This window comes from Cyanobacterium sp. IPPAS B-1200 (assembly GCF_001747005.2).
Lineage (GTDB): Bacteria > Cyanobacteriota > Cyanobacteriia > Cyanobacteriales > Cyanobacteriaceae > Cyanobacterium.
Genome location: NZ_CP182899.1, coordinates 1,500,961 through 1,524,554 on the forward strand (window position 1 = coordinate 1,500,961; position 23,594 = coordinate 1,524,554).

The 23,594-nt window shown below is 38.9% G+C and carries 19 protein-coding genes; 8 read left to right on the top strand and 11 right to left on the bottom strand.

Annotation, left to right across the window (positions count from 1 at the left end; translation table 11 throughout):
• Positions 1 to 33 precede the first annotated feature (33 nt).
• The 5 genes from A5482_RS06920 (at position 34) to A5482_RS06940 (ending at position 5,259) form a co-directional block, all read left to right on the top strand.
• The gene (locus tag A5482_RS06920; protein ID WP_069789753.1) at positions 34 to 1,041 is read left to right on the top strand and encodes a LysR family transcriptional regulator; all 1,008 of its coding nucleotides are present in this window, start codon (positions 34 to 36) and stop codon (positions 1,039 to 1,041) included.
• Positions 1,042 to 1,230: 189 nt separating this feature from the next.
• A complete protein-coding gene (locus A5482_RS06925) occupies positions 1,231 to 2,238 on the top strand; it encodes a phosphoribulokinase (protein WP_069789752.1) in 1,008 nt (335 codons plus the stop codon).
• Between the two features lie 95 nt (positions 2,239 to 2,333).
• Entirely contained in the window at positions 2,334 to 3,761 is a 1,428-nt protein-coding gene (locus tag A5482_RS06930; protein WP_069789751.1) for a phosphoglucomutase/phosphomannomutase family protein, read from the top strand.
• A gap of 175 nt (positions 3,762 to 3,936) precedes the next feature.
• Positions 3,937 to 4,458: a YqeG family HAD IIIA-type phosphatase gene (locus tag A5482_RS06935; protein ID WP_069789750.1), complete on the top strand. Its 522-nt coding sequence runs from the start codon at positions 3,937 to 3,939 to the stop codon at positions 4,456 to 4,458.
• A gap of 246 nt (positions 4,459 to 4,704) precedes the next feature.
• On the top strand, positions 4,705 to 5,259 hold the full coding sequence (locus A5482_RS06940) for a hypothetical protein (RefSeq protein WP_069789749.1): 555 nt from the start codon (positions 4,705 to 4,707) through the stop codon (positions 5,257 to 5,259).
• Positions 5,260 to 5,397: 138 nt separating this feature from the next.
• Here the strand turns inward: A5482_RS06940 and A5482_RS06945 are convergent, their stop codons facing one another.
• The 5 genes from A5482_RS06945 to pilM form a co-directional block, all read right to left on the bottom strand.
• Positions 5,398 to 6,810 (bottom strand): glycosyltransferase, encoded by a 1,413-nt coding sequence (locus A5482_RS06945; RefSeq protein WP_069789748.1) that lies wholly within the window; start codon positions 6,808 to 6,810, stop codon positions 5,398 to 5,400.
• A gap of 351 nt (positions 6,811 to 7,161) precedes the next feature.
• Entirely contained in the window at positions 7,162 to 9,366 is a 2,205-nt protein-coding gene (locus tag A5482_RS06950; RefSeq protein WP_446684830.1) for a secretin N-terminal domain-containing protein, read from the bottom strand.
• A 74-nt stretch (positions 9,367 to 9,440) separates the two neighbouring features.
• Entirely contained in the window at positions 9,441 to 10,208 is a 768-nt protein-coding gene (locus A5482_RS06955; protein WP_069789746.1) for a type II and III secretion system protein, read from the bottom strand.
• 20 nt (positions 10,209 to 10,228) lie between these two features.
• The gene (locus A5482_RS06960; RefSeq protein WP_069789745.1) at positions 10,229 to 11,053 is read right to left on the bottom strand and encodes a PilN domain-containing protein; all 825 of its coding nucleotides are present in this window, start codon (positions 11,051 to 11,053) and stop codon (positions 10,229 to 10,231) included.
• Between the two features lie 3 nt (positions 11,054 to 11,056).
• A complete protein-coding gene (gene pilM / locus A5482_RS06965) occupies positions 11,057 to 12,172 on the bottom strand; it encodes a type IV pilus assembly protein PilM (protein WP_069789744.1) in 1,116 nt (371 codons plus the stop codon).
• Positions 12,173 to 12,394: 222 nt separating this feature from the next.
• On the opposite strand from pilM, the gene A5482_RS06970 reads away from it, so the two are divergent.
• The gene (locus A5482_RS06970; RefSeq protein WP_069789743.1) at positions 12,395 to 14,005 is read left to right on the top strand and encodes an ABC transporter substrate-binding protein; all 1,611 of its coding nucleotides are present in this window, start codon (positions 12,395 to 12,397) and stop codon (positions 14,003 to 14,005) included.
• A gap of 28 nt (positions 14,006 to 14,033) precedes the next feature.
• Here the strand turns inward: A5482_RS06970 and dps are convergent, their stop codons facing one another.
• From dps to A5482_RS06985, 3 genes are all read right to left on the bottom strand, one after another.
• The gene (gene dps, locus A5482_RS06975; protein WP_069789742.1) at positions 14,034 to 14,519 is read right to left on the bottom strand and encodes a DNA starvation/stationary phase protection protein Dps; all 486 of its coding nucleotides are present in this window, start codon (positions 14,517 to 14,519) and stop codon (positions 14,034 to 14,036) included.
• Positions 14,520 to 14,627: 108 nt separating this feature from the next.
• Positions 14,628 to 15,101, bottom strand: a complete 474-nt coding sequence (gene tadA / locus A5482_RS06980; RefSeq protein WP_069789741.1) for a tRNA adenosine(34) deaminase TadA — start codon at positions 15,099 to 15,101, stop codon at positions 14,628 to 14,630.
• Complete coding sequence (locus tag A5482_RS06985) at positions 15,094 to 15,474, bottom strand: hypothetical protein (protein ID WP_083260372.1); 381 nt, start codon at positions 15,472 to 15,474, stop codon at positions 15,094 to 15,096. The genes tadA and A5482_RS06985 overlap by 8 nt, the downstream gene beginning before the upstream one ends.
• A gap of 284 nt (positions 15,475 to 15,758) precedes the next feature.
• Between A5482_RS06985 and A5482_RS06990 the strand changes: the two genes are divergently transcribed.
• The gene (locus tag A5482_RS06990; protein ID WP_069789740.1) at positions 15,759 to 17,141 is read left to right on the top strand and encodes a DUF4912 domain-containing protein; all 1,383 of its coding nucleotides are present in this window, start codon (positions 15,759 to 15,761) and stop codon (positions 17,139 to 17,141) included.
• A 220-nt stretch (positions 17,142 to 17,361) separates the two neighbouring features.
• Here A5482_RS06990 and argF read toward each other — a convergent pair whose 3' ends face one another.
• The 3 genes from argF to A5482_RS07005 all read right to left on the bottom strand — a co-directional run bounded on the left by argF (position 17,362) and on the right by A5482_RS07005 (position 22,552).
• Entirely contained in the window at positions 17,362 to 18,285 is a 924-nt protein-coding gene (argF, locus tag A5482_RS06995; protein ID WP_069789739.1) for an ornithine carbamoyltransferase, read from the bottom strand.
• Between the two features lie 171 nt (positions 18,286 to 18,456).
• Positions 18,457 to 21,291, bottom strand: a complete 2,835-nt coding sequence (gene polA / locus A5482_RS07000; protein WP_069789738.1) for a DNA polymerase I — start codon at positions 21,289 to 21,291, stop codon at positions 18,457 to 18,459.
• Between the two features lie 82 nt (positions 21,292 to 21,373).
• On the bottom strand, positions 21,374 to 22,552 hold the full coding sequence (locus A5482_RS07005) for a response regulator (protein WP_069789737.1): 1,179 nt from the start codon (positions 22,550 to 22,552) through the stop codon (positions 21,374 to 21,376).
• A 121-nt stretch (positions 22,553 to 22,673) separates the two neighbouring features.
• On the opposite strand from A5482_RS07005, the gene glyQ reads away from it, so the two are divergent.
• Positions 22,674 to 23,549: a glycine--tRNA ligase subunit alpha gene (gene glyQ / locus A5482_RS07010; protein WP_069789736.1), complete on the top strand. Its 876-nt coding sequence runs from the start codon at positions 22,674 to 22,676 to the stop codon at positions 23,547 to 23,549.
• The last annotated feature ends 45 nt before the right edge of the window (positions 23,550 to 23,594 follow it).

Genomic DNA, 23,594 nt, shown 5'->3' on the forward strand with positions numbered 1-23,594 from the left:
TTAAAATTCTAAATAACGAAATCTAATTTTACTATGGCTGAGATTCCTTTTTCCCTTGATCAATTACGGATTTTGAAGGCAATTGCCGATGAGGGTAGTTTTAAACGAGCGGCAGATAGTCTCTATGTCTCTCAACCCGCTATCAGTTTACAAATACAAAATTTGGAAAAACAATTAACAGTACCTTTATTCGACAGGGGAGGAAGAAAAGCTCAACTGACTGAAGCGGGAAACCTTTTACTTGCCTATGGTGAAAAAATTATTACCCTTTGTCAAGAAACCTGCCGTGCCATTGAAGATTTACAAAATTTGCAGGGGGGAACCCTGATTGTGGGGGCTTCTCAAACCACAGGAACATATTTACTACCCCGCATGATCGGTTTATTTCATCAAAAATATCCTTACGTTTCCGTACAGTTACAGGTACACTCCACCCGTCGTACCTCTTGGGCAGTGGCAAACGGACAAGTGGATTTAGCCATCATTGGCGGCGAAGTGCCTTCTGAATTACAGGATGTATTAGAAATTATCCCCTACGCCGAGGATGAATTGGCGTTAATAATCCCCTCAAATCATCCCTTTGCCGAACAAGAAACCATTGCCAAGGATGACTTATACCACCTCAATTACATTACCCTCGACTCCCAATCTACCATTCGCAAAGTTATTGATCAGGTTTTAACCCGTAGCGGTATTAATACTAATGATCTAAAAGTAGAAATGGAATTAAACTCCATAGAAGCCATAAAAAATGCCGTTTTATCAGGGTTAGGAGCTTCCTTTGTGTCCATAACGGCGATCGAAAAAGAACTAAAAATGGGAGTATTGCACCGTGCCCCCATCGAAGGAGTAGAAATTAGGCGCACTCTTTCGGTTATTGTCAACTCCAACCGCTATCGCTCCAAAGCTGCCGAAGCATTTATCAAAGAAATATTACCCCAGTTTTCCACCGAAAATTATAATCAATCCCTCGAAAAACTATCCCAAGAGAATCAAGTATTTTTGGAGAAAACAGAAGTAGAAATTGCAGAAGATGTTTAATTATTATCACCATACCTAAATTCCCCAAGGGTAATTGTTAATTGTGTTATCACTTATTCACCTTTTCAACAACTAAGATTAACAAACAAAACAATTAGATATAGAATAGTGTGCAATTGACTGATAAGATAACAATCAATAGCAAGATTACTTATATAAAGTATATTAGTTTCACATATAGAGGAAAAAATGACTCAAGATAAAGTAGTAATTATTGGAGTAGCCGGAGACTCTGGCTGCGGTAAATCAACCTTTTTACGTCGTTTAGAAGATTTATTCGGTAAAGAATTTATGACCGTTATCTGTCTTGATGACTATCATAGTTTAGACCGTAAAGGTAGAAAAGCAGCAGGTGTTACCGCTTTGAATCCTAAAGCCAACAACTTCGACTTAATGGCAGAACAAATTAAAGCCTTAAAAAATGGTCAAGCTATTGATAAACCTATTTATAACCACGAAACTGGAGAATTAGACCCTCCCGAAAAAATTGAACCCAATAAAGTAATTGTAATCGAGGGTTTACATCCTCTTTATGATGCTAGAGTAAGAGAATTAGTTGACTTCAGCGTTTACCTCGACATCAGCGAAGAAGTAAAAATTCAGTGGAAAATTCAGCGTGATATGGCCGAAAGAGGTCACAGTTATGATGATGTTGTAGCTTCTATCAATGCCAGAAAACCTGACTTCACCGCTTATATTGAGCCTCAAAAACAACACGCAGATATTGTTATTCAAGTATTACCTACTCAATTAATTGAAGAAAAAGAAGGTAAAATCTTGAGAGTTCGTTTAATTGAAAAAGAAGGTATCGAACATTTCAATCCTACCTATTTATTCGATGAAGGTTCTACCATTGATTGGCGCCCCTGTGGACGTAAATTAACCTGTTCTTTCCCTGGTCTAAAAATGTATTATGGACCTGATAACTACATGGGTAATGAAGTTTCTATCCTCGAAATTGATGGTCAGTTCGACAATTTAGAAGAAATGATCTATGTTGAAAGTCACCTCAGCCGTACTGGTACTAAGTACTATGGTGAAATGACCGAATTGTTGTTAAAACATAAGGACTACCCTGGTTCTAATAATGGTACTGGTTTATTCCAAGTTTTAGTAGGTCTAAAAATGCGTGAAACCTACGAACAAATTACTGGTACCGTAGCCAATAGTGAAGCCCAAGAGGTTGCTAAGGTTTAATTTTTTTTTAGGTGGTGGGCTTTTAAGTGTTAGGAAATTTTTAGGCTCGTGTTATTAATAATTCCGCTCTTAACTTAGTGTTGTAGGTTACTGTTATGGGTTTTCAAGCTAATCCAATTAAGTTTGGTACTGATGGGTGGCGTGGAGTAATTGCCGCTGACTTTACCATGGAAAGGGTGGCGAAGTTGGCTCCCCTGTGTGCGAAGGTGTTACAAGAAGATAACCCCCATGGTAAGTTGATGGTGGTGGGTTTTGATCGTCGTTTTTTGGCAGAAGATTTTGCGTTGGTAGCTTCTCAAGCGTTACAGGAGTATGGCTACGATATATTGTTGGCGGATAGTTATGCTCCCACCCCTGCTTTTAGCTGGGCGGCTTATAGTCAAAATGCTTTGGGGGCTTTGGTGTTGACGGCTAGTCATAATCCCGCTCAATATTTGGGTTTGAAGGTTAAGGGTGCTTTTGGGGGTTCGGTTTCTGGGGATGTCACCAGTAGGATTGAGGCTTTATTGGATACGGATTTGCCGAAACCGACTGAGGTGGGTACCATTACAAAGTTTGATCCTTGGGATAGTTATACTAAGCAGTTGGCTAGTTTGGTGGATGTGTCTGCCATTGTGGAGGGGATTTCGGTAGGTAAATTAGATGTAATTGTGGATGTGATGCACGGGGCGGCATCTACTGGGTTGGGTCGTATTCTTGGATGTAATATTAATGAAATAAATAGTCAAAGAGATCCTTTGTTTGGGGGTAATGCTCCTGAGCCTTTGGCTCGTTATATCCCTGAGTTGTTTCGTGAGGTTAAGGAAAGAGGTAAAAATGATTCTGATGCCCTTAGAGTCGGTTTAGTGTTTGATGGAGATTGCGATCGCATTGCGGCGGTGGATAGTGAGGGTAATTATTGTAGTACACAAATTTTAATTCCTATTTTTATCGAACATTTATCCCAGAGAAGAGGATTGAAGGGTGAAATTGTTAAAACGGTCAGCGGTTCAGATTTAATCCCCAAAGTGGCAGATTTATTTAATATTCCCCTGTCGGAAACTCCTATCGGTTATAAATACATCGCTGAGAAGATGTTGAAGACTCAAGTTTTGGTGGGGGGAGAAGAATCTGGGGGAGTGGGCTATAGTACCCATATTCCCGAACGGGATGCCCTCTTGTCAGCTTTATATGTCCTTGAAGCCATGGTGAAGTCAGGGAAAGGTATTGGGGAGTTGTACGGGGATTTACAGAAAAAAACTAATTTTATATCTCAATATGATCGTATTGATTTAACCCTTGGGAGTATGGAGCAAAAAAATCAGTTACAAGCTACCCTCGCTAGTAAACCTTTAGAGGAAATTGCCGGGAAAAAGGTCATTGATTGTCTTGCCATTGATGGTTATAAATATCGTCTTGAGGATGAGAGTTGGTTATTAATTCGTTTTAGTGGTACTGAACCTTTACTACGGTTATATTCCGAGGGAAATTCCTTGAAAACCGTCCATGAAAATCTTAATTGGGCAAAGGCTGAATTTAGTTAGTTTATAGTTTCACAATATTTAATGTCAACTGTGCAAATAATCTCGTCTCATATACAATGCTTACAGTGATTTTTTCTCGGATTAGATCATTTTAGAGGATTTGATTCTCTTTATTTTTGGTCTTTTGGTTGGAAAACTGCGTAAATTAAAAATAGCTAACTGATCGTACATTTTTATGTCAAAATCTCTTTTATTGCAACCTGATTTAGTTTTGGGCGATGTTGTGACAAAATTAAGTCCTTCTATTATCCAAAAATACGATTTAAAAGGTTTAGTTTTGGATGTGGATGAAACCCTTGTGCCTTTTAAACAAAGTACCATTTCCCCTGAATTAATGGACTGGATTACACAGGTTCGTCCTCTAGTAGATTTATGGTTAGTTAGTAATAATCTCAGTAAAAGTCGCATAAGTGCGATCGCATCTAGCCTTGATGTTCCTTTTATTTTTGGTGCTAGAAAGCCATCCCGTAAAAAACTCCGTCAGGCAGTTGATGCCATGAATCACCCCGTAGATAAGGTTGCCATGGTAGGAGATAGATTATTTACTGACGTATTAGCAGGAAATCGCTTGGGTATGTTTACAATTTTTGTTGAACCCATGGAAAGTACCGAAATATCAAAAAGTCCTCTATTTTCTATTCGTAATTTTGAAGTTTGGTTTTCCCAAAAAATAGGTGTTTCTGTTTATAAAAGTTAACATTTGTAACATTTCTTATAATTTGTTTATCTTGTGCAAATAAACATTAAATAAATCTTAAGAAAATTAAGAAAACTTTAGATATATGTCATTATAGTTCTCGAAGATAAATTGAGGTCAGCTTATATAAAGACCTTAAGTATATATAACTCCATATAAAACAACGGGACATTTTGCTACGGCAGAATGTCCTTTATACTAGGTAGATATTTTGAATAATCATAATAATAAAAAAAGCAATTATTAATGAATAAAATTATCAATGCTTCCCACAGCAAAGATTTTATTACCTATGCAAATTCGGCTCTAGTGAACAATCGCTACATTGTTGATATTACTTATTATGCTGGTAGCTATGGTATGGGAGGTTATGGTTTTTTTGGCTTAAGGTTGAGTGAAACCAAAGAAAGAAAACAAGAGTGGTTGGTGTGTACCATTTTTAGTGCTAATGACTGGTTAACGGTTAACGGTAGATGGTTAAGCTGCCATCCTACCCAGTATTCTCAACAAAAACCCCTCACAGGTACAATATATAGTCAGGATAAAGAGGGGAGATATTTGTCACCATTGGAAACATGGGATGATTTTCAACCGTTAATTTTAGATAAAAAAATCAATGATTTTGACTGTAAGAAAAATAGTTGTCAAATAATCATTGAAGAAAATATTATTATTGCCATAACTGCCGATAGTTCATCTCGCCCTTGGTTTTATGGCACAAAAAAACCCCGTGAATTAGGAAAAGATGATGATTTACGTAGAGGTTGGATTTTAGCGAGGAATATTAATTTATTTTTGTAAGTTTCTAGTTTGTTTATATTTTTGGTTTATTTTTTAACCAATAGAGTGCGCTGAGTCACATTCAACTTTTGCCTATTTCCTGCCCTCACGAATCCATTTTTTGGGGCAACCCCCAATTAACACAACAGAAAAATTACTTTAAGCTAATTCGAGGTTTTCTTCGGTGTCTCCTTCATGGACAGTTTTAACCCATTTGAGGCGTTTTTGGCGTACAGACATTCGGGCAGTAGTAACAGGCATGACGATAAACCAGTGAACCATATAAACCAAGCCAAGGAAACTTTGTCCTATCATAATGATATGTTGAGTCATGGTAAATGACTTTTTGTTCTGACTGCGTTTTAAACCAGTGTACATACCCCAAAAGGCGAGAAATAGAGTAATACTGCTGAGGGGTGCCACAAGGGGAAAGCGATGACGGGTTAACACCATTACTAAGTCGGGAATGGCGGCGGTAGGGAAAATATACTGCACCATAAAAAAGAAAATCAGGTCAAATTTTTTGTGCCACCCGAGGCGATTACTGAGGATAAAACGCCAATAGTCGAAATAACGTTGATAACCACCTTCTGCCCAACGGCTTCTCTGATGCCAGAGTGCGATCGCACTTTTAACCCCTTCTTCACCCACCGCAGGATGTTCTAAAATATCGATGTCCCAGTGATCAAGATGTAAACGAATGGTAAGATCAAGGTCATCGGTGATAGTTTCCTCGTTCCAACCACCACAACTATTAAGGGCATCACGACGCACAAATTGCCCATTACCCCTCAACTCTCCGATGCCACCGCAGTTAATTCTCTGCCTTTGAAAATAACTATCGAGGGACATTTCTACCCATTGCCCCCTCGTCCAAAAATTTTCGGCAGGATTAGAAATCGCTTTTCTCACTTGCACTGCCCCAATGTTTTCCCTCACAAACAGAGGTACAACCTTTTGTAATAAGTTCTCAGGAATGATGGCATCAGCATCAAATACTCCGATAACCTCACCCTTGCACTTAGAAAAGGCAAAGTTTAACGCCCCTGATTTACCACCCTTTGCCAAACCGTCTCGGTGGATGACATTTAATTGGGAATATTCTTGGGTTAATTCATCTAATATTTTACCAGTGCGATCGCCACTATTATCATTCACAATCCATAACTCATATAAATGACTAGGATAGTCGATATTTAATAACATCTTTACCAATTTCTTGATCACAGCCTCCTCATTTTTTGCCGAAACCAACAAAGAAACAAAAGGTAAACTGTCCATCTGCTCAAACTCAGGTAGATTCGCATTTTTAGACGTGCTAAAAATTAATCTCACCATTTCAACAAAAATCAATAACCCTAAAAATATGATGAGGGCAAAATTCCAAGGAAAAAGATGTAAACCAATGGTCCCTCCCCAAATAAGAGTTAAAGCAAAAGCGGCCTTTTTTCTTCTGCCCGACAACCCCTGAAAGAAATCATTTCTAAACTCTTCCTCCTCCATTTCAGGATCCGAAAATTCCGCTAATAACGAGGGAATAGGGTCAATTTCTGGGTTTTTTTTGTCTGGCATAGTTAAATATCAGCTCCTTTTCTTCCATTTACCTAAAATCTTCTTTATTCTAACGTGACTTATGCACAAAATTATTTTTAGCCACAAATTAAGAATCTTTTTTTGAACTAATTTATCCAGTTTTTTTAATTCTTTTTCGACTATCAAATTAAAACTAGTTTTCTTAGTCAAGACTTTCCTCCAGTTCATCAAAAGTCAGATATGATTCAGCTTTATACGACTCTGTATGCTACAAGATATATTAACGCTCACCATAAGCGTCTCATATGTCTAACTTCAATAATCCCACAAAAAATTGTTTCTTTGGAATACCGCAAACAAGGGGATTTAACCCCTTGTCCTAAAATATCCTTAAAAAGGACTGCCTGGAATATTAACACCACGATTTCTGAGAATCTGCCCCGTTTCAGCACTGGGGGTGTATTGGTATCCCATACCGCTGTAGCCTTCCGAGTCATTTAAAATCTGAGGAGTTAACATGACAATAACCTCAGATCTGGTTTTGTCACTAAAGGTAGAGCGGAATAAACTTCCAATGAGAGGCAAATCTCCGAGAATAGGAATCTTAGAAACCTGAACTCGTTCCGCATCCTGAATAATACCAGAAAGAATGAGAGTTTGACCATCTCTAATGCGGATTAAACCAGAAGAAATACTTCTTCTTAATAAAGGAGTAATAACGTTACTAGCACCGCCACCACTATCAAACACTTGAGGGCTGCCAGGAGCACTAATTTCTGGATTGACAATTAGATTTATAAAACCATTATCATCGATACCCTCAACTTCTACCGTTAAATTAAGACCTGCGGCTTCAATGACTGGGGTAACAGTTCTCACGCCACTTTCTGTATCTACTTCTGTGAGAACACTGGTGACAACATTTTCAACCAAAGACACACTTCCTGTTTGTCTTTCCTGTACTACAAGAGTGGGATCTGTCAAGATTTTGGCGTTACCTGAGCTAATACTAGAGCGAATTTGAGCAAGGAAGGCTTGGGGAAGATTAAAGTTTCTTCCGGGAATACTCCTTGCTGCTACTCCCGGTTGAGCGGGGTTAAAGTCAGTTTCAAAAGGAGAAATACGACCAGAGCGAGGAGTGCCAATAGGTAATCCTTGAAGTGTTCTGACTACGTTACGGCTAATATTATCGGTGATGTTGGTAGTATCGTTACTAAGATTGGATTCGGTAATGGTTCTGGCAAGGTTATTAACCAAATTTCTTTGTAAATCCTCTGCTTGATCTCTGTTAAAAGCCGTGTTATTACCAAATTGCCCAAGGGTTCTATCGATAGTATCTTGGAAGGTGCGGTTTAAATCATCATTATTAGTTGAAGTCAGATCATTAGCTAAAGATTCTGTTAAAGTTTGGGCTAAATCTCTGGTAAATCCTTCTGTAATGATAATCGACTCATCAAAGCCAGGAATTAAGTTGCCATCAGGACCTACACGGAAATCCTCAGAACTTACATTTTGATCTCTCGTTCCAAAGTTGATTACTCCTGTTCCTCCATCTTGTACGATACCTGTGTTATCAACCCCAAAAGAAAAACTAGAGCCAAAGCTACTGCCATCGGCTAGTTGTACATCAACTATACGAACATTTACCGCTACTTGTCGCAAACGGGTATCGGCTTGAACAATTAAATTTGTAGCCACTCTTATTTGTTCTGGAGTACCCGTCAGAGTGATAGAGTTTGTTCTTTCATCAGCCGTAACGTTTAATCTTCTTAGGGGTAAAGGGGTTCTGAAGTTCTGATCATTATCAGCTGTAAGAGGTCTGATAGCTCTTCCATCAAACCTTCTAGCTATGACAATTCCATCCTCATTTCTTTCATTAATAAAAATTTCAACAACTTCTTGAACCGTTGCTCCTGCCAAAGCTAACTGAGCGGCTACAGTACCTGCATTGGATTGATTGAGTCTTAGGGTTCTGCTGATACTATTATTAACAGAGAAGGATAAATTTCTCCCAACGAATATGGTGCTACCGTCTCTACTAGCTTCGAGTCTGTGTAATCTTAAAAGATTGTTAAATATATCCTGTACTCTTTCTCCTTCTAGGTCAATCGTAATAGTTTTTTTGAGGGGGGGGATATAATCTTCTCCTCTTGTCTCTTCTTCTTCTTGATCTCCCATGGTGGTGTAGTCAAACATAATACTAAGACCAGCGGCACGAGCAAGAATCTTTAACACCTCATCAAGGGGCGCATCCCGAAGAACTAAGCGAGGAACGACAGCATCTGTACCAAGACTAATGCTTTGAGTATTGAGAGTTGTATTAGAAACGGATATATCACCGATGGGGGGGGCTACTGCTCTTTGTTGAAAAGGAGGGGCTGATTCGATGCGACTGGGGCGTACGGGTTGCCCGTCGATGCGTACGTCAGGGTTGGGAAATAATACTTCGTTATTTTGGGCTAGTAGTAGCGGTACAAGGTCATTAGGAGGGGTATTATGGCGGTTAGGAGAGGCGATCGCCCATGACTGATAACCAAGAAGAATTGCAACGGTGCTACTAACAAACCGAACTTGACGGGAAGACAATAAACTCATGAAATTAAACTCCTACACACAATGGGGTTAAAAAATAATTATAAAAAAATGCTCAGACAGTAAACCTAAAAAAATTATTCGGTAGTTTCCTCCGTGGCTCCTTCTGTAGCTTCTCCTTCTTCTGCTGGGGGAGCAATATCTTGAACATCAGAAAATAAAGCACTAATAGTAATAGTGGTACTGAGTTCGGGAGAACCAAAAGGAAAAACCTGATTATTTTCCAACAAATACTGCTGGGGGGTAGAAACCGTGGCATTAAAATTTTGCACCACCAAAAAAGGTTGCAATCTTTCCAAATCTTGCACAAAAGATATTAAATTAGAAAAACTACCTTCTAGGTTGAGATTATAACTTTTAACTTGAATATTATTAATAGCAATCTGTCCAAAACTATCATCACTTACCGCAGCCCTATCCCCGGAAGGAGTATAACTGGTCATAGTGACATTAGAACTATTAACAAATTGATTCAAGTCCAATAAAACAGTCTCTAAGGTGCGCTCTTGGGCAAACAAACTTTCCACCTGAACTTTTAGATTTTCTGCCTGTTCTAATTCCCCTCGCTTCATAGTGATTCTTTGTTCTAAATCACTCTCACTCAATTGATTGAGCTGTCCTTCTTTCTCACTTTTTTCTGCCCGTAAGGTAGATAATTCCTCACTCACAGGGCGTAATTGTGTCCAGCCCAAAAAAGCCGCAATGATAAAGCCCACTACGCCAATACTAATCCCCGTTACCTTCGGGGTAAAAATTATACCAAATAGTTCTGGATAGTTCGACTCCGGGCCAAAACCCTCTGCCTCATCGCCAAAATCTTCGGTAGTGGTGAAAGATGTCGTCATAATACCTCCTTTGTTATTACTTATTGAGTAGTTTCTTCTTCTGTGGGTTGTTCTTGTACAATGGGTTCAATATCTAAAGCCCCCAATTGTCTTAAAGCCTCAATACGGCTCACCAAACCGATCGCCCCTCGAGTATCCAGTAAATTAACCAATTCCGTAGATGGAACATCATTAATTTCTGTGGTGATATTGAAAGATACAACCTGACCCAAGGAAATGATCAAACTATCATCAGCGGCTACAGGTTCATCCCCATCAGCAGCCTCCAGTTGCGCTCGGCTAGTGGCTACGGTACTGGGGTTTTCGGTTAAACTGGTGCTAGTCAGGCGAGTTTCATTACCATTAAGAAAATCAGAAGCCTTGAGAGTCAACATAAAATCGTTTACATCATTATAGGAATCAGCAAAACCAGCAATGGTCAGTCCCCGACTCCCTGATTGAGTGATCGATTGAATTTGGACATTGGGGGGTGTTAAAAACGAAATCTCCCGCAACATAGCGGACCAAGGTTTAATCTCATCAAAAACACTGACCAAAATCCCCACCTGCCCATTAATATTGTCAATCTCCTGTTGAATTTGATTAACTTCGGCGTTTTGTCCCTGTAGTCTTTGAATTTCTGACTCTAATTGACCAATACTGGCTTCGGTGGATGTTTTTTGATTATTGAGCAACAAAGAAGCTCCCCCCACAGCTGCGATGAGGAACACCGCAACCCCCGAACCAATAAAGATGGGGATTCGCTCCGCCATGGTGGTTTCTTTCTTAAAACCAGCGGTTTTACCTACCTGAGTGATGGCATCTTGTTTTCTTTCTTTAAGAAAGTTAATGTCAATATTGTGCATAATCTAATTCATCCTCATGGCTAAACCCAACACTGTTCCTAAACCGTATCTTTCCATACCTGATAATTCCTCTTTCATTGTAATTCCTAATGATGTTACGGGATCAAAGAGGGTGGCTGGAATATTAAGTTTTTTGGTGAAAAATTCGTCAATTTGAGCCAGTCCAGCCCCGGGGCCTGCGATCAAAATTTGCACAACTTCTACATCTCCGCTTTGGTTGATATAAAAGTTAACCGATCGCCTTAATTCGTCCACCAACTCCCCTAATACTCTCAACAATGAATCCATACCGGGGTTAATCCAAGTTTGGCTACTGGTGCTGCTAGTGGAGGTTTGGTCAGGATTGTTAGGAATGGTAATATCTTGGAGAATTTCGGTATTTTTAGAGGTGGGCAGATTCATGGCTTGAGCTAGGGCAATCTGCATTTGATAAGTGCCTATGGGTACGGTACGAGAAAACTGGGGTACTCCTTCGACAATGATGGCGATTTCGGTACTGTCAAATTCAATGTCCACTAATACAACGGCTTCACTGGCGCTAAACTGCTGTAGTTGTGGTTTGAGGGTTCTAATGAGGGAGAAACTATTTATTTCTAGGACTTTAATATCCATTCCCGCTTGTTGGAATGTTTCTAGGTAAAGATCGGTGTTTTCTTTACGGGTAGCCACCAGTAAAACTTGGACTTTTTCGATGCCATCACTATCATCTACGAAGTAACCTAGTTTTTGATAGTCAAGATCTACTTCTTCTTTGGGATAGGGTAGATATAAACTAGCTTCATGGTTTAAAACTGTGTCTTTGAGTTCTTGATCATTTAATTCTGCGGGAATGGGCAAAATTCTGATGATCGATTCTCTCATGGGCACTGATGTGGCCACTTGTTTGGGTTTGATTTTTGCTTCTTTGAGCAGTTGTTCGATCAATTCGGCAAGGGCTTCGGAGTCTTTTATTTGTCCTTCTTCAAATATTTCTTCGGGTACTTCCAGAGATTGATATTTGAGAAGTTTATATTGTTGCCCTTTTTTGCTTACTTGTGCCAAGGAAATGCGATCGGGATTAATTTCTATCCCTACTCCTTTTCCTTGTCCTCCCAGTAAATTGCTTAAAAAACCTACCATTTTATTTTGATTTTTACGTATTTTTACTTAATAAGGGATTTTTTTTAATAATTTATTTTATTTTAAGTTTTTTCTGCGATTCTTTCCAAGTTTTTTTATTTAGCTTATCCAAGATTATATAAACATTGAGAAAAAAGTCCTATTAATTTTTTTAACTGGAAAATGATTTGATACTAATATGTACATATAACTTGTTTGGTAAGCTATCTTCAACAATTTTTTATGGCTACTGTTTTACGTCCTTGGATTTGTGATGGTATGGCGAAAAATAATCAGGATTATCCCCTTTGTCTTGGAAATCATCAAGTCGTGGAAAATTTCACTGATATTTGTCCTATTTGTTTTTTGCCTAGGGAGGCGGGAAAATCTGTTTTTAGTGGGGCTGATGAGACGAGGGTGGGAGAATTTGAGTTGAATAAAAAAGAGATTGATGATTCTGAAAATATTTTTTCTTTGGTTGCTTTTTTGTTGAGAGATAAAAGTGTTGGTGTTGGTTGGAGATTTTTAATTTTAGGAACGATTTTGGGAATAATTTTAACTAATTTATCGATGGTTATTTTAAATCAAAGAATTTTGGGAGAAAGTAGCAATAATTTGTCTGTGGGTTTGGTTTCTGAAGATGGAAATAATTTTATTAGTCAGGGGGAAAAAATGTTTTTTGAGGTTAATCCTCTTAAACGTTCGGGCGCTGATGCTTTTGGGCGGGGGCATTGGCAAAGGGCGATCGCCCTTTATGGGGAATATATAGAGGATAATGGGGATGATTATGAGGCTCAAATATACCAACAAAATGCGATCGCCCATAGTCGTGGAAATCCCCTCACCTTCGCTATTACTATCACAGGCAACATGGAAAAAGATATAAATTTACTCTCTGGGGTAGCCCGTTATCAAAAAGAGTTTAACCAACAACCCAGTAATGATGACCAAAGATTATTAGAAGTGGTAATAGTTAATTATCAGGGTGCAGACATAGAAACCTTGAGCCAAAATATCCTTAATGCTAATAACATTCTAGGAATAATAGATTATCGTCTGGATGCTGATAGTTATTTAGCTTTATCGATCTATCAAGAGCAGGGTTTGGGGGTCATTTCTCCCATGAATATTCAATGGAAGCAACAAGAAGAAGAGTTACAAATCATTGAGCCAGAAAATCGGCAGGATATTTACTTAACCATGGCAACTCAGGCTTTATTGAATTATGGTAACAGTCTCAATTCTCCTCCTAACGGGATTATATTTTACGACTCTCAGGATGATGATAGTATCAAGTTTAAGTCAGCCATCATCGAAAACTTACCTCTGTGGCAGGGTAATGTAATAGTAGAAGTAGATGTCAGCCAAAATGATACCCCCGAAGAAACATTACAAACCGTTACGGGGGCGAATACCATCGTGATGGCATTGGGGCAAAATCGACTTTCTGAAGCCATCAAAATTGCCAAGGAAAACAATTATTTTTTACCCATTTTAAGTAGTGAAAATTTATTTAATAATAACACCCTAACCGAAGGAGCCGAAGCGGTGGATCAAATGGTTATGGCTTTACCTTGGGGATTTTCTTCTGATGTTGTTGTCCATGGGCAGATGATGGAGGGATGGAATGAGGAGTTAGTTTATACTATTTTTCAAGAAGTTGTCAGTGCCACGACTCTTAATCCCCATCGAGGAAATTTAAATAAACTATTACAAGAGGGCATCAAACTATCGGATTATGGAAAAGAAAAAGATAGTTTGTTACAAATCCCCCTGGTGCAAATAGTTCCAGACTTTGAGGGTTTAAGTGAAAATGGTTATAAGTTTGAATTTAAAACCATCGTAAATAATTAATTATTGACCACAACCCTCATCACTAACCTTAGTGTAAGTGGGCTTCGATAAACCAAAGGCGCATATCGATGGTACGAGAAATTTCGGTGTATAAGTCCGCAGTATCAGCATCCCCTAATCCATCGGTTATATCAATGGCTTTTCTTAAGTGGGCGCCATAGGCGGCATATCTATCGGCTAAAGCCTTTAAATGTTCTTCCCCTGTCACTGCGGTTAGAGGGTATTCTTCTAAGACAGAATTGGTGGCGGCTACTTTTGCAGTACCAAGAGCTACGGATGCTAAGGCAGTTACTCTTTCGGCTACCATGTCCACATACCCTTCTAATTCTCCTGCCATTTCATCGAAAAAGTTATGAAGTTGGTAAAAATCTTTACCTTTTACGTTCCAATGGGCTTGTTTGGTGTGGGTTTTAAGGTCTAGGGTGGTGGCTAAGGTTTGGTTTAATAAGGTTGCGACTTTGTCACGGACTTCTTCGTTTAAGTCTAAACGGGTACTATATAAATGGGTTCCCATATATGTATTATTCTCCTAGTAAATTATTGCTATTTCTTATGGTGTATAGCTTACAATTAGCTACTTACCTTTTTCACCTTAACAAATATTTACCCCAAACCGCAAATTCTACAGGTTTCTTTTAGTTTTGAACCATTGTTGTAATAATATTTTACAGTCTTTTTCTTTGATTCCTGCTATCACTTCTAAGGAATGGTTGGAGCAGTAACTATCTGGCAAATTCATGACGGTGCGCACGGTGCCTGTTTTATAGTCATCGACTCCATATACGAGGGTAGATATGCGACTATGAATGATGGCTCCTGTACACATGGGGCATGGCTCAAGGGTGACGTATAGGGTACACCCATCCAATCGCCAATTTTTTTTGATGTTTGATGCTTGACGGATGGCAAGGATTTCGGCGTGGGCGGTGGCATCAAAATCTCTTTCTTTTCGGTTATGGGCGATCGCAATTAACTGCTCATTTTCATCGACAATGACAGCCCCCACGGGGATTTCTCCCTGTTTTCCTGCTTCTTGGGCTTGTTTGTAGGCCTCATTCATCCATTTTAAATGGGTTTGATAGGTGGAATTAATCATCTTTTGGGAGGGGCGTAAACGACCAACCACGGGAAGATATGGCACCGTTGGGAGTCATGGCACCATATTCTGCCCAGCGTCCATGTAAAATGGCCCCAGGATGTAATAAATTTTTTCCTTGGTTCACCTGTGACATGGGCACGTTAGTATTACCAATGGCTCGAAGACAAGAGCGTCTATCCATTTCTACCGAGCCATCTCCTCCCCTAAAACGCTTTGGGGTAATGCGCACATGGGTGGCGGAAACTTGGTTAATTTTCACCTCAAAATTACATTCCAACCAGTGGGAGGCATGACTATGGGTACTCGTAAAAAATAATGGCGAGATAAAAGTACCCAAGGCTATGATCCATTTAAATTTAATTTTTATCATGATGGCATTATCTTACAAAAATTTTGCTAGGAAAACATAACCCTGAAATATAATGTCATGAAAGTTTGACAATAATGATCCCCAAACCCTTAATATTTCGTCATGAAAAGAAAACTAATCCCTAAAGCCCTTGACAAATAAAGGGTTTATTGTGTTAGATAGGGCTAAATAAGTGATCCCCGATCTTGTTAAAAGAGAGAAAATCACTAAATATATCGCTTAAAAACAGGTTCTAATATGGCCAAAAACATATTAACTTACCAATCCCACGGAGATTTGATCTCATGTCAAAATCACGACCACCTATTGAGGAAATGACTTTAAGGCAACTGCGCAAGGTAGCGAGTGAGCTTAATATTCCTCGCTATAGTCGCATGAGGAAAGCACAATTATTGAGTGCAATCCAAGTCAAGCAAAAAGAACTTACACCCACCAACGCAATAAATACTGTTAATACCAATAATTTATCAAAATCAAGTCCAGTTAATAATCAGAGAGAACCGAAAATGGAAGTGTCAAAATTTGATGTCGGACAAGGGCAAGAAGATCTCTCCATGGCAACCCTAGCCTCCGTTGATGATGGCATCGGAGAGCTTCCTGGAGGTTATGGAGAAAGTAGAATTGTATTATTACCCCGGGATCCTCAGTGGGCTTATGCTTATTGGGATGTACCCCACGAAGAAAAAGAGAGTTTTAGAATGCAAGGGGGGCAACAGTTAGCCCTACGATTATATGATGTTACTGACATTAACATTGAATATCAAAGCCCCCACAATATCCAAGAATATCTTTGTGATGAGTTGGCCAGAGAGTGGTATTTACCTATCCCTGTGAGCGATCGCGATTATTTGATCGACATCGGTTATCGTTGTGTAGATGGACGTTGGTTAGTGTTGGCTCGTTCTGCCCCCGTACGTGTTCCCCCCGTTTATCCTAGCGATTGGGTAGAAGATGTATTTATTACTGTTAATTGGGAAGAAGACTTGAACGGTAAAACTGTTCATCAATTAACCCCTCCTGCCAAAAAAGCTGCGATCGCCGCTGCTCATGCTCAACAAGCCCAAGAAGCCACCAAACAAAACAGCGAAATTTACGACGAAATATTTGGCATGGCACAAGGTACCGAAGCCCAGAGGGTAGCAGGTTCACTGTATGGCAGTATGCAACAAGCCCCTAGCTCCATGATCCCCGAAAATGCCCTTAGTTCTTATGTATTCCCTTCAGGGATCGGTATGTGGGCTGTACCCACCGCCTCTGGTGCTGGAATGGGCATGGTAGGCTACGCAGGAGGCTCAGGAGTAGGCATGGCTAGTGGTTCTGGTGCCGGGTTACTAGCCAGTGGCTCAGGGGCTGGATTAGGCATGACCGCCCAACCTCGTAAATTCTGGTTAGTAGCAGACGCTGAATTAATCGTTTATGGTGCTACCGAACCCGATGCCACCGTTACCATTGGTGGAAGACCTATCAAACTCAACCCTGATGGTACTTTCCGCTTCCAGATGTCCTTCCAAGACGGTCTAATTGACTATCCCATCATTGCCGTAGCTGCCGATGGTGAGCAAACCCGCTCTATTCACATGGAATTTACCCGTGAAACCCCTTCCCGCAATACCAACACCAAAGAAGAAGCCATCCTTGAATGGTTTCCCCCCGTCAAAAAGCAATAAATAAGGGTTAGGGTGCGCTCTATGAGATATTTTCTAAATCACCCTAAATAACTAAGTAAGTAGGCATAATTAAATCGATTTAGGCAAGGGGTTTAAACCCCTTGTTCATAAGAGTCTTAAAAAAATAAGAGCTATAATTAATTTCGCCAACCTACTTATCCATTATTTCCCCCTCTTTCCTACCATGGAGAGAGGGGTTTTTACTTTTACCTAATACCTCTTATTTATTTAACCCCAATAGACAAGCCATCAAGGCCTTTTGGGCGTGCATCCTATTCTCCGCTTGATCCCAAATACGAGATTGAGAGCCTTCCATCACCTCATTAGTAATTTCTTTTTCTCGATAAGCAGGAAGACAATGCAATACAATGGCATCCTTATCAGCCACATTGAGTAATTCCTTATTAATTTGATAGGGCATAAAAATGGGAATTCGTTGCTCAGTTTCCTCCTCCTGCCCCATACTTGCCCATACATCCGTATATAAAACATGGGCATTCTCCACCGCCCCCTGAATGTCTTGGGTAATAACCACCTGCTCTGGTTTAGTGGCTAAGGCTTGGGCTTGTGCCACAATGTCAGGGGAGGGAAGATAACCCTCTGGACAAGCCAAACGCACATTCATCCCCATCAGCACACCACCCAAAAGCAAAGAATTGGCCACATTGTTACCATCTCCAAGATAAGTCATGGTTAAACCATCTAATGTTCCAAATTTTTCTTGGATAGTTTGTAAATCCGCCAAAATTTGACAGGGATGTTCTAAATCCGTAAGAGCATTAATAATAGGAATATCACAGTAATCAGCAAAAGTTTTGATGTCTTCTTGGGCAAAAGTACGAATGGCAAGTATATCTAAATAACGATTTAATACCCTTGCCGTGTCTTGGATTGGCTCTCCTCTACCCACTTGGGTGCGACTGGGGTTTAAATCAATAACATTGCCCCCCAATTGATACATGGCAACGCTGAAGGATACACGGGTACGGGTGGAAGCCTTGTAAAACAATAGCCCAAGAGTTTTATTACAGTTAAACTCTTTTTTGCCATTTTTTAAGTCAATGGCTAAGTCAAGAATGGTTTTTATTTCTGTTGCGTTTAAGTCTATGATATTTAATAAGTCTCTTCCTGTCAAATTGCTCATAAATTAAGTTGTTTTAGACTAATTTTAATAATCCCTTATTTTAACGAACAATTCCTATGGTGTTGATTTTTTTTATGAAAATCTTATTAAGGGTTTCATGAAAAAGTGGAGTTAGGAAAACAATGAAAAACAAAAAATCAATTTTTTATTATTAACTCTTCATTAATTTACTTACTTTGTTTCCATCCAGTTTTTTCCTGTGTGAATATCCACAATTAAAGGGATAGATAAACTAACCACATTTTCCATAATATCTTTAATTTTAATAGTTAATTCTTCTACTTCACAGGGGGGGATTTCAAAAACTAATTCGTCATGAACTTGTAACAATAATCTACTCTCATAGGATGATAATAATTCATTAATTTTTACCATAGCCATTTTAATAATATCAGCACTAGAACCCTGAATGGGTGCATTAGCCGCCGCCCTCAAGGCTTGGGCATCATAATTATTTAGTTTTAATTTATCTAAATCAATAGATTCTGGGGCTTTTCCTCGTAATGAAGCTAAGGCACTATTTCCAAAATTAAAATATCTTCTCCTTCCTAAAATTGTTGTTACAAAACCATTGCCAAGGGCTTCTCTTTTCATTCTTTCTAGGTAATTAAAAATCCCTGCATATTTTTCTTGATAAATCTGGATAAATTGTTGAGCTTCCTTGACACTTACCCCTGTTTTTCGGGCAAATTTTTGAGCCCCCATGCCATAAATGACGCCAAAATTAATGGTTTTTCCGAGATTTCTTTCATAGGAATCTATCTCTGTTTTATCTAATAATAATTGAGCGGTGACGGTGTGAATATCTTGATTATTTTGGTAGGCTTCAATTAAAATAGGTTCTTGGCTAAGATGGGCTAAAATTCTCAGTTCAATTTGGGAATAGTCTGCCCCTAAAAATAACCAATTTTCTTGGGGAATAAATGCCCTTCTAATTTGTTTAGAAAATTCGGAGCGAATAGGAATATTTTGTAAGTTAGGATTGGATGATGAGAGTCTGCCTGTGGCTGTGACTGTTTGATTGTAGTTAGTATGGATTCTTTGGGTATGGGAATTAATTAAGGTTGGTAGGCTATCTACATAGGTAGATTTTAGTTTAGAAAGGGTGCGATGTTGTAGGATTTCGGGAATGATGGGATGGTCTTTTTCTAGTTTTTCTAGTATTACTTGATTGGTGGAATATCCTGTTTTAGTTTTCTTGGTTTTTCGGGTATCAAGTCCTAGTTTTTCAAATAATAATTCGCTTAATTGTTTGGGAGAAGCTAGGTTAAGTTTTTCCCCTGCTAATTCATAAGCTTTTTGTTCAATTTGTTCTAAATTTTGACCGATTTTTTGGGATAATGGCTCTAAATATTCTTTGTCCACGGCGATGCCATCCCTTTCCATTTGTGCCAAAATTGGTTCGAGTTTTATTTCAAGGTTAAATACTTCTTGTAATTCGGGAATTTTATTTAATTCTTCTTCTAAGATTATAGTTAATTTATAAGTGGCGATCGCATCTAAGGCACAGTAGGAAGCAGCGGTTTCAATGTCTAAATTAACAATGGTTTCCCCTTTCTTTAGCCCTAAATCATCATAATCTTGGGATACGGTATCAGTGAGATATTGCAAACAAAGACTACTTAACTTATGACTTTGTTCGGGCTGTAATACATAACTAGCTAACATGGTATCAAAGACAACCCCTTTTAATTCGATACCTTGACGGGCAAAAACTAAACGATCAAATTTAGCATTTTGCAAGGTTTTAGGATATGTTTCCCTTTCAAGGATGGGCTTTAATTTTTCCAATACCATGGCTGAGGCTAACTGTTGCCCTTGGGCATGTTTGAGGGGAATATAAGCACTTTCTTTTTCTCTTTCACCCCAACAACAACCTATGCCCACCAAGTCAGCTTCTTGGGTATCTAGGGAGTTGGTTTCTGTATCCCATGCGGTTGGTTTTTTACTATCAGTTTGTTGTTTTAAAGTAGTAATTAAATCGGTTAATTTTTCTTCGGTATCAACAATAATAGGATTGATAGTTGCCTGTTTACTAGGAGTATTAAATAAAGATAATTGCTCACTTTCTTGGACTTCATTGGGGGATGTGAGTTTAAATTCTTCTCCTCCCAACTTGCTTTGAATTTTGTTGATTTGAGTTATAAAACTTTTTAATTCTAATTGTTCTAATAAGGTGACGACTTGTTCTTGATTTATCCCTGTTAATTGATAATCATTTAAATCATTTTCTAATGCTATATCAGTGATTATTTGAGCTAAATATTGAGAATGAAGGGCATCTTTTTCTCCATTTATTAATTTCTTTTGAGTTGCCCCTTTTATCTGGTCAATATTAGTGTAAACATTGGCTAAATTATCATATTCTTCTAATAATTTAACGGCGGTTTTTTCTCCGATACCTAACACCCCTGGTATGCTATCTGATTTGTCTCCACAGAGGGCTTTAAAATCGACTATTTGCTTGGTTTTTACCTGCATTTTATCAAAAACTTCCTTTTCGGTAAATTCGTTGTATTTACCAAAGTTTTTATCGGGATAAAGAACGCTAATTTTTCCCTCATCATCAACCAATTGAAATAAATCTCGATCGCCACTTACTATTTTTACGGCATAATTTTCTTGGGATGCTTGAAGGGCAAGAGTACCTAAAACGTCATCGGCTTCATAGCCAGAGGCGGTGACAATGTTGATATTGAGAGCTTGTAATAACTGTTGGAGGTTATATAAATCTTCTATAAAATCATCAGGGGTTTCCTTACGATCTGCCTTATAATTAGCGTCAGCAGTATGGCGAAAAGTTGCTTCTCTGAGGTCAAATGCGATCGCCATTAGCTGTGGTTGATAACTGTCAATCAACTGAAACAAGGAATTTAGGAAGCCATAACAAACGCTGGTAGGAATACCCGTAGAGGTGCGTAACGGTCCTTTTCTTGCCTTTGCAAAGGCATAGTAAGCACGGTAAGCGAGGGAATGTCCATCAATGAGGAGAAATAATGAATCCATGAAGAATGATGTTTGTATGGTATGAATCAGAAGATTTTAGCTTACCGTAATTGTCCATCGTCCATCGTCCATTGTCAATTGTTTATGGTCGATGTTTACTAATCATATTCAAAACCTCATCGGGCTGTATGGGTTTCGAGAGAAAATCCGTTGCCCCAACAATTTTGGTGCGCATCCTTTCCACCATGCCATCATTAGAAGTGAGGATAACAATGGGAGTATTGCGGAAAAAAGAAAGTTTACGAATACTGGCACAGATTTCATAACCATTGGCATTGGGCATTACCAAATCAAGGAATATTATGTCTGGTTTTGATGCTAGAATAGTGGCGATCGCCTTTATGGGGTCAGTAATAGCTAGAAAACGATAACCCGCAGGTTTAACAATACTTTGGAGAGTTTGACAGATAGCTGGACTATCATCAATACAAGCCACCAAAATATTTCTCTCCTCTTGAACAATGGTAGTAGCAGAAACTGGGGGAGGCAAATCAGCAATGGAATTAAGACTAATATAACCCTCCTCAATGTAAGGCAAAAGTAACTTGCCCACTTGGTACAACTCCCTTTTTAGTTGCCATGCCAAATCCCGAATGGTATTGCGCCCGTTGATTAATTTAGTAAAAACTTGATATACCTTGGGAGGACATTTTAACTTTAATTCCTCGGAATATTTAATGCCCAAAGCCTTATTGGGAGAACGATCTGCCATTTTTGCCCCCAACCACTGTTGCCAAGCCTTCCACGCGGGGGTAATAATCTTATTACTATCAATCAAAAAGATTTGTTCAGATAAAGGAATTTCAAAATCAGAATCAAGACGAAAAATAATTTCAGGGACTTGATTAAGGTCAAAAAATATCTCCATCAACATCGCATTAATCATCTCTAATACTTGATTACGAGAAATTTTTCCCAAAGACAACCAGCGCTTTAATAAATCATAATCCCAACAAATTTTTATTTCCTTTTGCTCCGCAATCCACTGTAACTCCTTTTCCAAAAAACTTTGGTCAGTGGCGATTTCTGGTAAATAAGCGGTCAAATTACGGCGCCATCGCCTTACGGAATGCTCTCCCCCAGTGCCGTACACAATTCTGCCCAAATTTAAATAAAACTTCCATTCAGTATTACCCGGATAACTCAGGGTTAACTCTCCTGTGAATTGATGTTTTTTCAGGGTATTGAATAAATAAGTTTGCTTTGAAGCTACAAACTCCTTGATGGGGACACTGTAGTTTTCAGTTGGGGGCGTATCCATTAGTGATAAATTATATGTATGCTTGAGCAAAATTTAACTGATTTCTAAGTATAGTCTCATACTTGTTGATTCAGTTTAGTAAATTAAGAAATTTTTATTTTAATAATTATTATTGTAATTCATGACTATTAACTTTCAAAATATTATCGCTAGTTTAAATGATTTTTGGAGTGCAAGGGGCTGTATGATAGCTCAATCCTACGATACAGAAAAAGGTGCTGGTACCATGAATCATCATACCTTCCTAAGGGCGATCGGCCCTGAACCTTGGTCGGTGGCTTATATAGAGCCTTGTCGGCGCCCCACCGATGGTCGTTATGGGGAAAATCCTAACCGGGTACAACACTATTATCAATACCAAGTCATTATCAAACCCTCCCCCGACAATATCCAAGAAATTTACCTTGAATCCCTCAAAGCCCTTGGTATTCATCCAGAAGATCATGATATTCGTTTTGTCGAAGATAACTGGGAATCTCCCACCCTCGGTGCTTGGGGTGTGGGTTGGGAAGTATGGTTAGATGGTATGGAAATTACTCAGTTTACTTATTTTCAACAGTGTGGCGGTATTGATTGTAAGCCCGTGGCGATCGAAATTACCTACGGTTTAGAGCGTTTGGCTATGTATCTCCAAGACGTTGACAGCATTTACGACATCCAATGGAATGACAAACTTAAATACGGAGATATATTTTTGCAAGGGGAAATTGAACAATGTACCTACAACTTTGAAGCATCTAACCCCGACTTACTCTTCAAACTTTTTAATTTGTACGAAGAAGAGGCAAAACAACTTATTGACAAAAATCTAGTCTTACCCTCCCTTGATTACGTCCTCAAATGCTCCCACTGTTTCAATCTCCTCGATGCTAGAGGGGTAATTGCTGTGGCAGAAAGAACCCGTTATATAGGTAGAATAAGGAATTTAGCCCGTGAAGTCGCCCATCAATACCTAGCCCAAAGGGAAAGTCTGGGATTTCCTCTCATAGCAAAGTAGAATCATCAAAATTCCCCCTTATTCTTTGTTGCATACTAACTATCC

What these genes read in the sequence shown, in the direction of transcription:
- tadA (WP_069789741.1), bottom strand. Translation starts at nt 15,101, where the DNA reads ATGATTAATTCCACCTATCAAACCCATTTAAAATGGATGAATGAGGCC.
- A5482_RS06940 (WP_069789749.1), top strand. Translation starts at nt 4,705, where the DNA reads ATGAATAAAATTATCAATGCTTCCCACAGCAAAGATTTTATTACCTAT.
- A5482_RS06950 (WP_446684830.1), bottom strand. Translation starts at nt 9,366, where the DNA reads ATGAGTTTATTGTCTTCCCGTCAAGTTCGGTTTGTTAGTAGCACCGTT.
- A5482_RS06990 (WP_069789740.1), top strand. Translation starts at nt 15,759, where the DNA reads ATGTCAAAATCACGACCACCTATTGAGGAAATGACTTTAAGGCAACTG.
- A5482_RS06970 (WP_069789743.1), top strand. Translation starts at nt 12,395, where the DNA reads ATGGCTACTGTTTTACGTCCTTGGATTTGTGATGGTATGGCGAAAAAT.
- argF (WP_069789739.1), bottom strand. Translation starts at nt 18,285, where the DNA reads ATGAGCAATTTGACAGGAAGAGACTTATTAAATATCATAGACTTAAAC.
- glyQ (WP_069789736.1), top strand. Translation starts at nt 22,674, where the DNA reads ATGACTATTAACTTTCAAAATATTATCGCTAGTTTAAATGATTTTTGG.
- A5482_RS06920 (WP_069789753.1), top strand. Translation starts at nt 34, where the DNA reads ATGGCTGAGATTCCTTTTTCCCTTGATCAATTACGGATTTTGAAGGCA.
- A5482_RS07005 (WP_069789737.1), bottom strand. Translation starts at nt 22,552, where the DNA reads ATGGATACGCCCCCAACTGAAAACTACAGTGTCCCCATCAAGGAGTTT.
- A5482_RS06930 (WP_069789751.1), top strand. Translation starts at nt 2,334, where the DNA reads ATGGGTTTTCAAGCTAATCCAATTAAGTTTGGTACTGATGGGTGGCGT.
- A5482_RS06925 (WP_069789752.1), top strand. Translation starts at nt 1,231, where the DNA reads ATGACTCAAGATAAAGTAGTAATTATTGGAGTAGCCGGAGACTCTGGC.
- A5482_RS06945 (WP_069789748.1), bottom strand. Translation starts at nt 6,810, where the DNA reads ATGCCAGACAAAAAAAACCCAGAAATTGACCCTATTCCCTCGTTATTA.
- A5482_RS06960 (WP_069789745.1), bottom strand. Translation starts at nt 11,053, where the DNA reads ATGCACAATATTGACATTAACTTTCTTAAAGAAAGAAAACAAGATGCC.
- polA (WP_069789738.1), bottom strand. Translation starts at nt 21,291, where the DNA reads ATGGATTCATTATTTCTCCTCATTGATGGACATTCCCTCGCTTACCGT.
- dps (WP_069789742.1), bottom strand. Translation starts at nt 14,519, where the DNA reads ATGGGAACCCATTTATATAGTACCCGTTTAGACTTAAACGAAGAAGTC.
- pilM (WP_069789744.1), bottom strand. Translation starts at nt 12,172, where the DNA reads ATGGTAGGTTTTTTAAGCAATTTACTGGGAGGACAAGGAAAAGGAGTA.
- A5482_RS06955 (WP_069789746.1), bottom strand. Translation starts at nt 10,208, where the DNA reads ATGACGACATCTTTCACCACTACCGAAGATTTTGGCGATGAGGCAGAG.
- A5482_RS06935 (WP_069789750.1), top strand. Translation starts at nt 3,937, where the DNA reads ATGTCAAAATCTCTTTTATTGCAACCTGATTTAGTTTTGGGCGATGTT.
- A5482_RS06985 (WP_083260372.1), bottom strand. Translation starts at nt 15,474, where the DNA reads ATGATAAAAATTAAATTTAAATGGATCATAGCCTTGGGTACTTTTATC.